General features: G+C 57.6%; 13 protein-coding genes, 1 rRNA gene and 1 other RNA gene. 9 read left to right on the forward strand and 6 right to left on the reverse strand.

Going from position 1 to position 12,375, the window contains the following annotated elements; translation table 11 throughout:
* The first annotated feature begins 151 nt into the window (after window positions 1-151).
* Window positions 152-267 (forward strand): 5S ribosomal RNA (rrf, locus tag P3C18_RS15380).
* Window positions 268-375: 108 nt separating this feature from the next.
* On the opposite strand, the gene P3C18_RS15385 is transcribed toward rrf, so the two are convergent.
* Window positions 376-654: an HU family DNA-binding protein gene (locus P3C18_RS15385; RefSeq protein WP_275962727.1), complete on the reverse strand. Its 279-nt coding sequence runs from the start codon at window positions 652-654 to the stop codon at window positions 376-378.
* A 157-nt stretch (window positions 655-811) separates the two neighbouring features.
* On the opposite strand from P3C18_RS15385, the gene P3C18_RS15390 reads away from it, so the two are divergent.
* Both P3C18_RS15390 and ffs read left to right on the forward strand, forming a co-directional pair.
* Complete coding sequence (locus tag P3C18_RS15390; RefSeq protein ID WP_275962728.1) at window positions 812-2,446, forward strand: methyl-accepting chemotaxis protein; 1,635 nt, start codon at window positions 812-814, stop codon at window positions 2,444-2,446.
* A 100-nt stretch (window positions 2,447-2,546) separates the two neighbouring features.
* Window positions 2,547-2,643: signal recognition particle sRNA small type (ffs, locus tag P3C18_RS15395), an RNA gene on the forward strand.
* Window positions 2,644-2,908: 265 nt separating this feature from the next.
* Here ffs and P3C18_RS15400 read toward each other — a convergent pair.
* The gene (locus P3C18_RS15400; protein ID WP_275962729.1) at window positions 2,909-3,196 is read right to left on the reverse strand and encodes a DUF3509 domain-containing protein; all 288 of its coding nucleotides are present in this window, start codon (window positions 3,194-3,196) and stop codon (window positions 2,909-2,911) included.
* A 70-nt stretch (window positions 3,197-3,266) separates the two neighbouring features.
* Complete coding sequence (locus P3C18_RS15405; RefSeq protein ID WP_275962730.1) at window positions 3,267-3,488, reverse strand: hypothetical protein; 222 nt, start codon at window positions 3,486-3,488, stop codon at window positions 3,267-3,269.
* Between the two features lie 461 nt (window positions 3,489-3,949).
* Here P3C18_RS15405 and dnaX point away from each other — a divergent pair, with 461 nt between their 5' ends.
* From dnaX to P3C18_RS15425, 4 genes are all read left to right on the forward strand, one after another.
* Window positions 3,950-6,046 carry a DNA polymerase III subunit gamma/tau gene (gene dnaX, locus P3C18_RS15410; RefSeq protein ID WP_275962731.1) on the forward strand — a complete coding sequence of 699 codons (2,097 nt, stop codon included), beginning with the start codon at window positions 3,950-3,952 and terminating at the stop codon, window positions 6,044-6,046.
* 18 nt (window positions 6,047-6,064) lie between these two features.
* Window positions 6,065-6,391: a YbaB/EbfC family nucleoid-associated protein gene (locus P3C18_RS15415; protein WP_090385942.1), complete on the forward strand. Its 327-nt coding sequence runs from the start codon at window positions 6,065-6,067 to the stop codon at window positions 6,389-6,391.
* A 143-nt stretch (window positions 6,392-6,534) separates the two neighbouring features.
* A complete protein-coding gene (gene recR / locus P3C18_RS15420) occupies window positions 6,535-7,134 on the forward strand; it encodes a recombination mediator RecR (protein WP_275962732.1) in 600 nt (199 codons plus the stop codon).
* A gap of 108 nt (window positions 7,135-7,242) precedes the next feature.
* Window positions 7,243-8,391 carry an acyl-CoA dehydrogenase family protein gene (locus P3C18_RS15425; RefSeq protein WP_275962733.1) on the forward strand — a complete coding sequence of 383 codons (1,149 nt, stop codon included), beginning with the start codon at window positions 7,243-7,245 and terminating at the stop codon, window positions 8,389-8,391.
* 75 nt (window positions 8,392-8,466) lie between these two features.
* On the opposite strand, the gene P3C18_RS15430 is transcribed toward P3C18_RS15425, so the two are convergent.
* Together P3C18_RS15430 and P3C18_RS15435 are read right to left on the reverse strand one after the other, a co-directional pair.
* Window positions 8,467-8,679, reverse strand: coding sequence for a cold-shock protein (locus P3C18_RS15430; RefSeq protein WP_069516724.1), 213 nt, complete (start codon window positions 8,677-8,679; stop codon window positions 8,467-8,469).
* A gap of 334 nt (window positions 8,680-9,013) precedes the next feature.
* Window positions 9,014-9,940, reverse strand: coding sequence for an AraC family transcriptional regulator (locus tag P3C18_RS15435; RefSeq protein ID WP_275962734.1), 927 nt, complete (start codon window positions 9,938-9,940; stop codon window positions 9,014-9,016).
* Between the two features lie 298 nt (window positions 9,941-10,238).
* Between P3C18_RS15435 and P3C18_RS15440 the strand changes: the two genes are divergently transcribed.
* Both P3C18_RS15440 and P3C18_RS15445 read left to right on the forward strand, forming a co-directional pair.
* Entirely contained in the window at window positions 10,239-10,976 is a 738-nt protein-coding gene (locus tag P3C18_RS15440; protein WP_275962735.1) for an SDR family oxidoreductase, read from the forward strand.
* A gap of 25 nt (window positions 10,977-11,001) precedes the next feature.
* Window positions 11,002-11,280, forward strand: coding sequence for an antibiotic biosynthesis monooxygenase (locus tag P3C18_RS15445; RefSeq protein ID WP_275962736.1), 279 nt, complete (start codon window positions 11,002-11,004; stop codon window positions 11,278-11,280).
* A gap of 55 nt (window positions 11,281-11,335) precedes the next feature.
* On the opposite strand, the gene P3C18_RS15450 is transcribed toward P3C18_RS15445, so the two are convergent.
* On the reverse strand, window positions 11,336-12,352 hold the full coding sequence (locus P3C18_RS15450; protein WP_275962737.1) for an alpha/beta hydrolase: 1,017 nt from the start codon (window positions 12,350-12,352) through the stop codon (window positions 11,336-11,338).
* Window positions 12,353-12,375: the final 23 nt, after the last annotated feature.

Raw genomic sequence — 12,375 nt, forward strand, 5'->3', positions numbered from 1 at the left:
GCTTGACCATATAACACCCAAACAATTTGATGTTTGTGTGTCTCTATGAAGACTGCAACAGCCGAAAATTTGCACAACTACAAACCAAGACATCACATACCCAATTCGAGGTAGCGAGCCGCGCAAGCAGCACGACATCTCCGCTGAATCGCTTGACGACCATAGAGCATTGGAACCACCTGATCCCATCCCGAACTCAGTAGTGAAACGATGCATCGCCGATGGTAGTGTGGGGTTTCCCCATGTGAGAGTAGGTCATCGTCAAGCACCTACACCAAAACCCCCGATCAGGAAACTGGTCGGGGGTTTTACTTTGTGTCGAGAAAATCGGACAGAGTGCTATGTAAGGGCGCGCCCAAGAGCGCGCCAGGGTATTCAGTTGATTGCATCGCTCAGTGCTTTTGCCGGCACATATTTAACGACTTTCTTTGCTGCAATTTGCAAGGCTTGACCTGTTTGAGGGTTGCGGCCGGTGCGGGCGGGGCGCTCGCTCACTTTGAATTTACCAATCCCCGGTAGAGTGATTTCGTCATTGTTTTCCAGTGCGTCGCTGACGATTTCACTCAACTGCTCGAGTGCGGCGCGTACGGTGTTTTTCGGTGTGTCTATGGCTTCTGCAATATCGCTGATCAGTTGGTCTTTGGTCATCGCCATGGTGCTGCTCCTTGGTTCGGATATAGGGGGAGAGGTCGTGCTGCAAGTGTGCCATAAGCTGCTGGGATGAGGCGTAGCAGTGGGGGCGGAGCTTTATATCGCTCTGCGATCGGTAGTCTATGCTGATGCTACTTGGCCATTGTCCTGGAGAGCCAGCATGCTTCGTGCCTTCGCTGATTTAGGGTTTCGTTGGAAAATTGCGTTACCGATTATGCTGCTGGCGATTTTGCTGGTTTCTATGGGCATTTTGGGGATGCGAGGCATCACTCAGGTTGCAGATTCAAGTACGAAACTGACAAATCGATTCTTGCCCGGGATCAGTCTACTGCTGAATGCTGATCGTGATCTCTATCAGGCGTTTGTTGCTGAGCGCAGCTTGCTTGATGAGGGCGCGGGTGCACATGCTGAGGCGTTGACTGCCGCGCATGCAGAAAACCTGCAGCAGGCTTATGACCGCGTCCATAAGTTCGCGGATATGCAGCCTGGTAGTGGGGCGATGCAATTGGTCGCGCAGTTCGATGTGGGTTTTGAACGGTGGAAGGCCACTTCACAAAAGGTCTTGCAATTGGCTTCTAGTGATCCGCAAGCAGCCAGTGTGTTGAGCTTTGGCGGCAGTGAAGAGCAGTTTGAGGTGATGCGTACTGCTATCGACAAGTTGGGTGAGATGGATGATGCGGCGGCTAATGCTGAAGGGCTGGCAGCTATTAACCTAGGCGAAACCTTGAGCTGGCAGCAAGGCGTGATTATTGCCATCGGCTTGGTCGTTTGCCTTGTGCTAGTGGTTGGTTTTCCAATTCTGGTCACTGGGCCGTTGCATAATCTGCTTAATCGTATTGAGCAAATTGCTGATGGTGATGGCGATCTGCGGGTGCGTCTGGACGTTTTGTCTAATGATGAATTAGGCAAGCTCAGTCACGCGTTCAATCGCTTTCTCGATAAATTGCAGCCGTTAATCAAGGAGGTCGGCCGGGTTACCGGGGAGGTCGAGAGTTCTGCACAAAGTCTGGCTGGGATGGCCGCAGCCAATGATCGATTGATTAGCAGTGAGCATGCGGCAGTTGACCAAGTCAGCACAGCAGCAACGGAGATGAGCTCTGCTGTGCATGAAGTGGCGCGTAATGCGCAAAATGCAGCTGATGCTGCTCGTAGTGCTGAAGCCCAGTCACGAGAGGGCGCGCAAGTGGTGGGTGCCACGATCAACTCGATTCGCCAGTTAGCGCAAGAAGTTGAAAGTGCATCGGCAACCATTCAGACCCTTGAGCAAGAAGCCGCCAATATCGGTGCGGTTTTGGCTGTTATCAGGGGTATTGCAGAGCAAACCAACTTGCTGGCACTAAATGCGGCCATTGAGGCTGCGCGTGCCGGAGAGCAGGGGCGCGGTTTCGCGGTTGTGGCTGATGAGGTGCGTGCGCTGGCGGCGCGTACGCAGGAGTCGACCAAGGATATTCAGGTGATGATTGAGCGTCTGCAAATCGGTGTGCAGAATGCGGTTAAAGCCACTCATTCTGGTAGTAGTAAGGCAAGGCAAAGTGTCGAGCAGGCGGCCGGAGTGGATCAGGCGCTCACTGATACCAGTGACTCGGTGCAGCGTATCAATGACATGACCGCGCAGATCGCAACAGCTTGCGAAGAGCAGAGCAGCGTGACCGAAGAGATTGCACGCAATATCAGCGACATTCGTGATCTGTCTAATGAGGCGGCGCAAACCTCCGAGCAGAGTGCCCAAGCCAGCCAGCGGCTATCTGAATTGTCGCATGGTTTGAGCAACCTGGTTGGTCGGTTTCGTGTGTAGTGTCCGTTTCAATTAGCTAAGTGTTTGAAACGGTTGTAACTTCGGTTTAAGCCGGTACAATGGCGCGGCTCGCTTCCTGCGAGCTGCGTTATGGTGGCCCTGCCGGTCCCCTCGCAACGATCAGCCGTGAACCCGGTCAGGCCTGGAAGGGAGCAGCCGCAGCGGTGACATTGTGTGCCGAGGTGTGGCTGGTGGGGTTGCCTCCAATCTCTTGTGTGTCGGCTCATTCCTTCGAGTCGATTCGTATCTCTGCTAAAAACTCATTTATCGCATATTAGGCATTCGCGCTTGGCGTGACTGTGTTCCATTGCTTTCGAAAACGGATTGGCTGGGTTGCTGATGTCCTGGCTTGCGCGATTGGCCGAATAAAGCTCGCTTGTTGAATGGTTTTCACGCGCTGATGCAGTTCAGTCGAGATTTCAAAGTAAGCGGCCCTGCTGGTTGGCAGGGCGCTAGCCGGTCTTAGCTTGTGTGGTAGCTAAGCACGCTATCCTGTTCCTTCAACGCTTTACGCATATCTGCTGGGATGCTGCCGGAGCGCATGGCGAGTTCCAGGCGGATGTCTTCCAGGCTTTGGGCGAAGGCTTGCGGGTCGGTGCGTTGAGCTGCGCTGAGTACGCGGCTGTATGCGGTGGCGTCGCTGGCATCCAGCAGAGAGAGCACAACCCCGCCATCGGGGCGGGGCGGGCTGAATGTAGCGCGCAGCGGGGCAAACAGCTGTTCAACGAGTTCGCGGTTAATGTTGTCCATGACCATGCTCCATCCTGAGGGTGATAGCTTCAGACCCTGAAGATGCTCGATGGTTCGCGGACCTCATTAATCAGGGAGTCAGTGACTGCCGGGCGCGCTCGATGACCTGTTCCAGGTGGGCGCCGCTGTACTGGCCGGGGTACAGACGCTGACTGTGCTTGGCGATGCCCGCATCGTTGACGATGGTGAAGCTGAAGCTGCCTTTGCGGGCGGCCAGGATGCGGCAATCAAAAGGTGCAAATGCACTAGAGAGGGTGCGAATAGCATCCTGAATTTGGTGTTGAGTATTCATTTTTTGGTATTTCCTAAAACAACAGGCGCATCATTGCGCTAAATAAAGCTCCAGGCTGTCGACTTAATGTGTCGATTGCATGTGCAGATAGGAGCTGGACTGCGCGCACAAGTTTCCATAATGGTTGCGGTGTGCGGGTCGGTACGTCGGAGGCGGGCTTGAGTCAGCGCTTGCGCGGGACTGCCAGATCAGTCAGCAGGTTGGGATATGGGTTAGAGCTGTGCGGCATTACCCTTGGGTGATGCGCTCTTACCTGGAAACCATCGAGGGGGCCAAAAGGCCTGATTGACTTACAGCGTGGTACGAACGGGGCGGATGATACCTGCCTGGTTAATTTTTCGCCAGTTTATTTGCAGGCAATGCTGCAGGCTTGCCATTAGTGGGCTGCGCATCGGATGCAATTTGCCCCATGCTCCGTTAGGATTAGCCCCACTTTTGCTTTCCTCTCGTGACGGGTTTCGATGAGTTATCAGGTTCTTGCACGCAAGTGGCGTCCGCGCTCGTTCAACGAAATGGTTGGCCAGACGCATGTGCTCAAGGCGCTGATCAATGCGCTCGATAGCCAGCGTCTGCACCATGCCTATTTGTTCACGGGTACCCGTGGTGTGGGTAAAACCACCATTGCGCGGATTATTGCCAAGTGCCTGAATTGCGAGACTGGCATCAGCTCGACGCCTTGTGGTGTTTGTTCGATTTGCAAAGAGATCGATGAGGGTCGCTTTATTGATCTGATCGAAGTCGATGCTGCCAGCCGTACCAAGGTTGAAGACACCCGCGAGCTGCTCGACAACGTGCAGTACTCGCCGAGCCGTGGACGCTTCAAGGTCTACCTGATCGACGAAGTGCACATGCTTTCCACCAGTTCCTTCAACGCGCTGTTGAAGACTCTGGAAGAACCGCCACCCCACGTCAAATTCCTCCTGGCGACCACTGACCCGCAGAAGCTGCCGGTCACCGTGTTGTCGCGCTGCTTGCAGTTTTCACTGAAGAATATGCCGCCGGAGCGGGTGGTTGATCACCTCACCCATGTTCTGGCAGCGGAAAACATTCCGTTCGAAAATGACGCGCTTTGGTTGCTCGGGCGCGCGGCCGACGGCTCTATGCGCGATGCGATGAGTTTGACCGATCAGGCGATTGCCTTTGGTGAGGGTAAGGTGCTGGCCGCCGATGTGCGCGCCATGCTCGGTACGCTTGATCATGGGCAGGTCTATGGTGTGTTGCACGCTCTGCTGGAGGGTGATGCGCGCGCTTTGATTGAGGCTGTACGGCATCTGGCGGAGCAGGGGCCGGATTGGAATGGCGTACTGTCCGAGATTCTCAACGTACTGCACCGAGTAGCCATTGCCCAGGCGCTGCCCGAGGCCGTGGATAATGGTCAGGGAGATCGTGAGCGAGTGCTTGAACTGGCCAGGGTTCTGCCTAGCGAAGACGTGCAGTTTTATTATCAAATGGGTTTGATTGGGCGCCGCGATCTGCCGTTGTCGCCTGATCCGCGCAGCGGCTTCGAGATGGTGCTGTTGCGTATGTTGGCCTTCCGCCCGGCGGATACCCACGATGCGCCGAGGGTGGCGCTAAAGCCGCTGGGGATTAGTCAGGCCACTGCTGATCCTTCGACCAACCCAGTGGCCGGTGCGGCTATCGCTGCACCGGTCAGCGTACCTGTTGCGACTTCTCCTGCGCCGCAGCCAGCCGCTGTTGTAGAGGCGGTCGCTGTCACGCCTGTGGAGGTGCCTGAGGTTCCTGCCGCCGTCGTGCCGCAAGCGCAGGCAGAACCTAAGGTTGCCGAAGTGGTTGCGGCGCAACCGTCGTCGGTCGAAATTGCACCTGCACCTGCACCTGCACCTGCACCTGCACCTGCACCTGCCGCTGCTGTTGTTGATCTGCCTTGGGAAGAGCAGGCTCAGGCGCCGGTTGCTGAGGTGGCTGAGCCTGTCGCGACTATTGCTCCAGAAGTGATTGCTGAGACAGTGCAGCCCGTAGTGCTTGAGTCGCAGCCGGCCGAGTCTGTGCAGCTACCTGATGCGGATGACGATGAGCCGCCGCTGGGTGACTACGACTATGTCGAGATGGACGCCGAGTCGTTTGATTACGATTTTGATGCAGTAGAGCGCAGCGCATCTGCAGAGCCGGAAGTGTTGCCGGCGGCGCAGCCAGCGACCGGGCTGGCGGCTGACTGGCTGGAGTTGTTCCCGAAGCTCGGCTTGTCCGGGATGACCGGCAGCATCGGCGCCAACTGCACCCTGATCAGCGTTGAGGGCGATAACTGGTTGCTGCACCTGGACCCTGCGCATTCTGCGCTGTTCAACCCAACCCAGCAGCGGCGCCTGAATGATGCGCTCAATCAGTTTCACGGGCGCGAGCTCAAGGTATTGATCGAGCTGTGCAAGCCTGAGCAGGAGACGCCGGCGCAGGCAGCGGCGAGTAAGCGCGCCAATCGTCAGCGCGAGGCCGAGGCCTCGATCCATCAGGACCCGGTTATTCAACAAATGATTCAGCAGTTTGCTGCGGTTATCCGCGCAGACAGCATTGAACCCCTGGATACTTCCGTTAACCCCTAATTACCGAGGACTTAGACCATGATGAAAGGTGGCATGGCCGGCCTGATGAAGCAGGCTCAGCAAATGCAGGAAAAAATGCAGAAGATGCAGGAAGAGCTGGCAAACGCCGAAGTAACCGGTCAATCCGGTGCTGGGCTGGTCAGCGTGGTCATGACTGGCCGTCACGACGTCAAGCGTGTCAGCCTGGATGACAGCCTGATGCAGGAAGACAAGGAAATCCTTGAAGACCTGATCGCTGCAGCGGTAAACGATGCTGTACGCAAGGTCGAGCAGAACAGCCAGGACAAGATGTCCGGTATGACTGCCGGCATGCAGTTGCCACCAGGCTTCAAAATGCCGTTCTAAAAAGCATCAGGTCAGCGCACATGGCTGCGCTGCAAGCAGGTGTGGGTATCCTCAGCCCGCGCCTGCCTGAGCTTTGATCTGTCAGGGCCCAATAGCTCTGTTGGGTTTTGTTGGTAAGCGTTACTAGTCATCGAGTATTTCCCATGAGCTTCAGTCCGCTGATCCGCCACCTGATCGATTCCCTGCGCATTCTTCCCGGTGTTGGGCAAAAGACTGCTCAGCGTATGGCCTTGCAGATGCTTGAGCGGGATCGCTCCGGTGCCTTGCGCCTGGCCCAGGCGCTGACGCAGGCGATGGAAGGGGTCGGTCACTGCAAGCAGTGTCGTAGTCTGAGCGAGGACGAGGTGTGCCAGCTGTGTCTGGACCCGCGGCGTGACGACAGCCTGCTGTGTGTGGTTGAGGGGCCGATGGATGTGTATGCGGTCGAGCACACTGGGTTTCGCGGGCGCTACTTTGTGCTCAAGGGGCATTTGTCGCCGCTCGACGGTCTCGGCCCAGAAGCGATTGGTATTCCCGAGCTACTGGCGCGGATTGCTGCCGGCAGTTTCATCGAGGTGATTCTGGCCACCAACCCGACTGTAGAAGGCGAGGCCACCGCCCATTACATCGCTCAGCTGCTGGCGGGCAAAGGCCTGATTGCCTCGCGCATTGCTCACGGCATGCCGTTGGGTGGCGAGCTGGAGTTGGTTGACGGGGGCACCCTGGCGCATTCGATTGCCGGGCGCCGGCCCATCCAACTCTAGACTCGCGAGTTGTCGGCGGCTTGATCGCCCTGATGCATGGCGTAATCCCCTTCTTGTAAACCAAGCAAGCGCTTGGTAATTTCCCTGAAACCTCAGTGGGAATACCTCATGTCTGCCTTTCAGGAATATTTCGACGAATCCCATCAGCTGGTGCGTGATTCGGTCAGGCGCTTTGTCGAGCGCGAAATTCTGCCGCATATCAATGATTGGGAGGAGGCCGAGGAGTTTCCTCGCGAGCTCTATCTCAAGGCCGGTGCTGCGGGGATTCTCGGGATTGGCTATCCAGAGGCTTTTGGCGGCAGTCATGAAGGTGATGTCTTTGCCAAGGTCGCGGCCAGCGAGGAGTTGATGCGCTCAGGCTCTGGCGGTCTAGTGGCAGGCCTTGGCTCGCTGGATATTGGTTTGCCACCCGTAGTGAAGTGGGCCAAACCGGAGCTGCGCGAGCGCATTGTGCCGCAAGTGCTGGCCGGTGAAAAAATCATGGCCCTGGCGGTGACCGAGCCGTCCGGTGGCTCGGATGTGGCCAATCTGAAAACCCGCGCGGTGCGAGATGGCGACTTCTATCGCGTCAGCGGCAGCAAAACCTTTATCACCAGTGGCGTGCGTGCGGATTACTACACAGTTGCCGTGCGTACCGGCGGCGATGGTTATGGCGGCGTCAGCCTGCTGCTGGTAGAGAAGGGCACGCCTGGTTTTACCGTGGGGCGCAAGCTGAAGAAAATGGGCTGGTGGGCATCGGATACGGCAGAGTTGTTCTTTGACGACTGCAGGGTACCGGTAGGCAACTTGATCGGTGCCGAGAACATGGGCTTTGCCTGCATCATGGCGAATTTCCAGAGCGAGCGGCTATCGCTGGCGATCATGGCGAATATGACGGCGCAGTTGGCGCTTGAAGAAGCATTGAAATGGGCCAAAGAACGAGAAGCGTTCGGCAAGCCTATTGGCAAGTTCCAGGTGCTTAAGCATCGTCTGGCGGAAATGGCGACCCAGCTTGAAGTGTCGCGCGACTTTACCTATCGGCAAGCGGCGAAGATGGCGGCGGGTAAAAGCGTGATCAAGGAAATATCCATGGCCAAGAACTTTGCCACTGATATTGCTGATCGACTGACCTACGATGCGGTGCAGATCATGGGGGGCATGGGTTATATGCGCGAAAGCCTGGTGGAGCGGCTGTACCGCGATAACCGCATTCTGTCGATTGGTGGTGGCTCGCGTGAAATCATGAACGAAATCATCAGCAAGCAGATGGGCTTATGAAGTAGGCAGGTTTTCCAAACGTCAGATAAAACAAACCCCGCGAGCGCGGGGTTTGTTTTAAAGCAGGACAGGGGCTTAGGCCACCTGTACCTCTTCAGCTTGCATACCTTTCTGACCGCGAGCGGCCACGTAGGTAACAGTCTGGCCTTCTTTCAGGCTTTTGAAACCGTCGCTTTGGATGGCTTTAAAGTGAACGAAGAGGTCATCGCCGCCGTTAGTCGGGGTAATGAAGCCGAAGCCTTTCTCATCGTTGAACCATTTGACGGTGCCAGTTTCGCGATTTGCCATGGTGTGTCTCTTAAATCGATACGAAGTGCGGTGCCAGAGTGCTCATAGCACCTATGCGGTTTTGCTGATAACTACAAGTCAGCTCAGCCATAATAGGCCGTTTTTACGGGAAGTGTTGGGTTTAACGTTAATTATTCATATTTTTCTCTGCCCATACTCCGTAAAGGCCCTATTTACCTGGGCTGCAGGGCGGTTAAGTATCTGCTAAATGCTGTTGCCGGTAACGATTTATGGCCAGTTTTGCCTGCTGAAGCGGTAACTTGGCCCAAGTAAAACGCCCCGGCGCTCTTGAAAAGCGCCGGGGCGTTTGTGTTTCAGTCTGCTTTTCGCCGCGCTATGCCGAGCTGCGTAAGCGTGCCAGATCGCGCAGCGGTGGCGCGCCGAACAGGCGGCTGTATTCGCGGCTGAACTGCGAGGGGCTTTCATAGCCGACGCGGTAACTGGCTGAAGCTGCTTCCAGCCCCTCGCAGAGCATCAGGCGCCGCGCTTCCTGCAGGCGTAATTGCTTCTGGTACTGCAGTGGACTGAGAGCGGTGACGGCCTTGAAACGGTGATGCAGGGTTGAGGTGCTGAGGTTGACCTCGCGGGCCAGGTCCTCGATGCGCAGCGGCTGGTCGAAATGCAGGTTCAGCCATTCGATGGCGCGGCTGATGCGCTGGCCCTGGCTGTCGGCGATGGCGATTTCGTGCAGCCGGTGACCCTGCGGGCTGTGCAGTAGCCGGTAGAAAATCTCGCGCAGAGCCAACGGCGCAAGCATGGCGATATCGCGTGGGGTGTCCAGCAGACGCAGCAGGCGCAACACTGCGTCGAGCAATTGAGTATCCAGGCGATCCAGATACAGCGCCCGACGTGGGCCAGGATTAGGCACGCCGATGGGGCCGATGTCGGCGATCAGGCTGGTGATCAGCGCCGGATCAATCTCCAGGCGCAGGCTCAGGTAGGGCTGCTCGGGGGTTGCGCCGATTACCTGGCCGGTTACCGGCAGGGTGACGGAGGCCACCAGGTAGTTCAGCGGGTCATAGGTGTATTGCTCATCGCCAAGGCGCACATCCTTGCGGCCCTGGGCAATGATGCACAGGCAGGGCCGATACAGCGTCGGCACGGGCAGGCTGGGCTGGGTCGCACAGGCCAGGTCGAGGCCAGCAATTGCGCTGCCATGCAGGCCGTCCCCCGGGCATTGCCGCTGGATCAGGGCGGCCAACTCAGCCTGGCGCGGGGCCAGGGTGTCGTCGAGAGCTGAGAGGATTGTGGGTGATGTCATCGGCTAGCTCCTGCTGCTGGTTGCAGATTATCCCGGTTTTTCAGGCAAGTCTGCGTTGAAGATAAGGCGCTGCAGGATCAGGCAATAATTCGCCAGCATTAGGCAAAAGGCCAGGCTTTATGGGTTATCAGTGCAATATTGAGCTATTCATGGACTGCGTTCGGTAAGTCTTACCAAATTAACGGGTTGCAGCTTTAGGCAATTATTCGCCAGAAATCGTCTAACCCTGAATGCGCCATGTCACTGAATCTGTTGTTGTCGCGGCAACCCTTGCCGCTTACCAGCAGAGGATTCGGCCATGTTGAATATCCAAGACAAAGTCATTCTGATCACCGGCGCCAGCAGCGGTATCGGTGAGGCCTGCGCACGTTTGCTGGCCGAGAAGGGCGCGCGGATGTTGCTCGGCGCACGGCGTACCGAGCGCCTGGAGCAGTTGGTCAGCGAAATCCGCGAGGCAGGCGGTAACGCCGATTATCGTCGTCTGGACGTGACCAGCCAGGCCGACACTCAGGCGTTTGTCGACGCCGCCCTGGCGCAGCACGGCCGCATTGATGTGCTGATCAACAACGCCGGGGTTATGCCGCTGTCGCGCCTGGATGTGCTCAAGGTCGATGAGTGGAACCGCATGATCGACGTGAACATCCGTGGCGTGCTGCACGGCATCGCCGCGGCGTTACCGGTGATGCAGCGTCAGCGCAGCGGTCAGTTCGTCAATATCGCCTCCATTGGCGCCTACAGTGTGGTGCCGACCGGTGCGGTGTATTGCGCAACCAAATATGCGGTGCGCGCCATCTCCGAAGGTTTGCGCCAGGAAGTGGGCGGCGATATTCGCGTGACCCTGGTATCGCCGGGCGTGGTCGAGTCGGAGCTGGCCGAGAGCATTTCCGATGAGTCGAGCCGTGAAGCGATGAAGGCGTTTCGCAAGGTTGCCATCACCCCGGATGCGATTGCCCGTGCCATCGCCTATGCGGTCGAGCAGCCGGCGGATGTCGACGTCAGCGAGCTGATCGTGCGGCCGACTGCCAGTCCTTATTGAGTTTGCATGTCTGGAGAGCAAGCCGATGCTAAGTCATAGCGCAGTGCTGCATGCCAGGGCGGGACGCACCGAGCAGTTGGGGTTGTGTCTGCATGGTTTGGCTGAGTCCATGCAAATCATGCCCGGTTGCCTGGGGGTTGAGCTGCAGCAGCTGCCGGATGATGCGGTGCAGTGGCAGTTGCAGAGCCGTTGGCAATCGACAGCGGCGTTGCAGGGATTCTTCGCTGCGCCGCTGTTGCAGCAGACATTCGACCAGGCATTGCAGCAAGGCCTGCTGCAGCGCTTGCAGTGTGAGGCCGCTTGAACAGCAGAACGCCCCGGCACGCTAAGCGTATTGGGGCGTTTTGTTGTAACGCGGGTTACTTGAGGTTGGCTTTCAGCGCGGCGGCGGCTTGCTGCATGGCGCTTTGCGTGCCGGGGATCTGGCTGATCACGTTGAGCAAGCCGAAGTCATGGATCATGCCGTTGTAGCGCACGGCGGTGACGTTGACCCCAGCGGCGTCCAGCTTGCGTGCATAGGCTTCGCCTTCATCACGCAGCACGTCGAACTCGGCGGTTTGCACCAGGGCAGGCGGCAAGCCTTTCAGTTGTTCAACCGATGCCTGCAGCGGCGAGGCGTAGATTTCGGCGCGCTGTTTCGGGTCGCTGGTGTAGTTATCCCAGAACCACTGCATCAGGCTCTTGCTGAGGAAGTGACCGTCGGCGAACTGGTTATAGGAGGCGTTGTTGAAGTTGGCGTCGGTGACCGGCCACAGCAGCAGCTGGAATTTGATCGCCGGGGTGCCTTTGTCTTTGGCCATCAGGCTGACCACAGCGGCCATATTGCCGCCCACACTGTTGCCGGCCACTGCCAGGCGTTTGCCGTCGACACCAATCTGCGCGCCGTGCTGCGCCACCCATTGGGTTGCGGCGTAGGCCTGGTTGATTGCGGTCGGGTACTTGGCTTCGGGTGACGGGGTATAATCGACATACACCGCCGCAGCGCCGGAGCCCACCACCAGGTCACGGATCAGACGTTCGTGGGTCTGATAGTCACCGAGTACCCAGCCGCCACCGTGGAAGAACATAAAGACCGGCAGCGTGCCCTGGGCATCAGCCGGGCGCACAACTTTGAGCTGGATCGACTGGCCATCGATTTCGATGGTCTTGTCGGCCACTTTTATGCCCGATACATCGACCTTGACCCCAGCCTGCGCGCCGACCAATACGGCGCGGGCTTCTTTGGGCGTCATCTGTTCCAGCGGTGTGCCACCGCCAGCGGCTAGGGCATTGAGGAAATCTTGGGTATTGCGCTCCACCCCGGGGCTACCAGCGGCAAATGCGCTGTTGACGGCAAGGGCGAGTACGGCGATCGACAAACGGTGTTTGATGTTCATGTGCAGCCTCCTGGGGCGGGCCG

The organism is Pseudomonas sp. 1928-m (genome assembly GCF_029269135.1).
In the GTDB taxonomy this organism is placed as follows: Bacteria; Pseudomonadota; Gammaproteobacteria; order Pseudomonadales; family Pseudomonadaceae; genus Aquipseudomonas.

What these genes read in the sequence shown, in the direction of transcription:
- P3C18_RS15385 (WP_275962727.1), bottom strand. Translation starts at nt 654, where the DNA reads ATGGCGATGACCAAAGACCAACTGATCAGCGATATTGCAGAAGCCATA.
- P3C18_RS15390 (WP_275962728.1), top strand. Translation starts at nt 812, where the DNA reads ATGCTTCGTGCCTTCGCTGATTTAGGGTTTCGTTGGAAAATTGCGTTA.
- P3C18_RS15400 (WP_275962729.1), bottom strand. Translation starts at nt 3,196, where the DNA reads ATGGACAACATTAACCGCGAACTCGTTGAACAGCTGTTTGCCCCGCTG.
- P3C18_RS15405 (WP_275962730.1), bottom strand. Translation starts at nt 3,488, where the DNA reads ATGAATACTCAACACCAAATTCAGGATGCTATTCGCACCCTCTCTAGT.
- dnaX (WP_275962731.1), top strand. Translation starts at nt 3,950, where the DNA reads ATGAGTTATCAGGTTCTTGCACGCAAGTGGCGTCCGCGCTCGTTCAAC.
- P3C18_RS15415 (WP_090385942.1), top strand. Translation starts at nt 6,065, where the DNA reads ATGATGAAAGGTGGCATGGCCGGCCTGATGAAGCAGGCTCAGCAAATG.
- recR (WP_275962732.1), top strand. Translation starts at nt 6,535, where the DNA reads ATGAGCTTCAGTCCGCTGATCCGCCACCTGATCGATTCCCTGCGCATT.
- P3C18_RS15425 (WP_275962733.1), top strand. Translation starts at nt 7,243, where the DNA reads ATGTCTGCCTTTCAGGAATATTTCGACGAATCCCATCAGCTGGTGCGT.
- P3C18_RS15430 (WP_069516724.1), bottom strand. Translation starts at nt 8,679, where the DNA reads ATGGCAAATCGCGAAACTGGCACCGTCAAATGGTTCAACGATGAGAAA.
- P3C18_RS15435 (WP_275962734.1), bottom strand. Translation starts at nt 9,940, where the DNA reads ATGACATCACCCACAATCCTCTCAGCTCTCGACGACACCCTGGCCCCG.
- P3C18_RS15440 (WP_275962735.1), top strand. Translation starts at nt 10,239, where the DNA reads ATGTTGAATATCCAAGACAAAGTCATTCTGATCACCGGCGCCAGCAGC.
- P3C18_RS15445 (WP_275962736.1), top strand. Translation starts at nt 11,002, where the DNA reads ATGCTAAGTCATAGCGCAGTGCTGCATGCCAGGGCGGGACGCACCGAG.
- P3C18_RS15450 (WP_275962737.1), bottom strand. Translation starts at nt 12,352, where the DNA reads ATGAACATCAAACACCGTTTGTCGATCGCCGTACTCGCCCTTGCCGTC.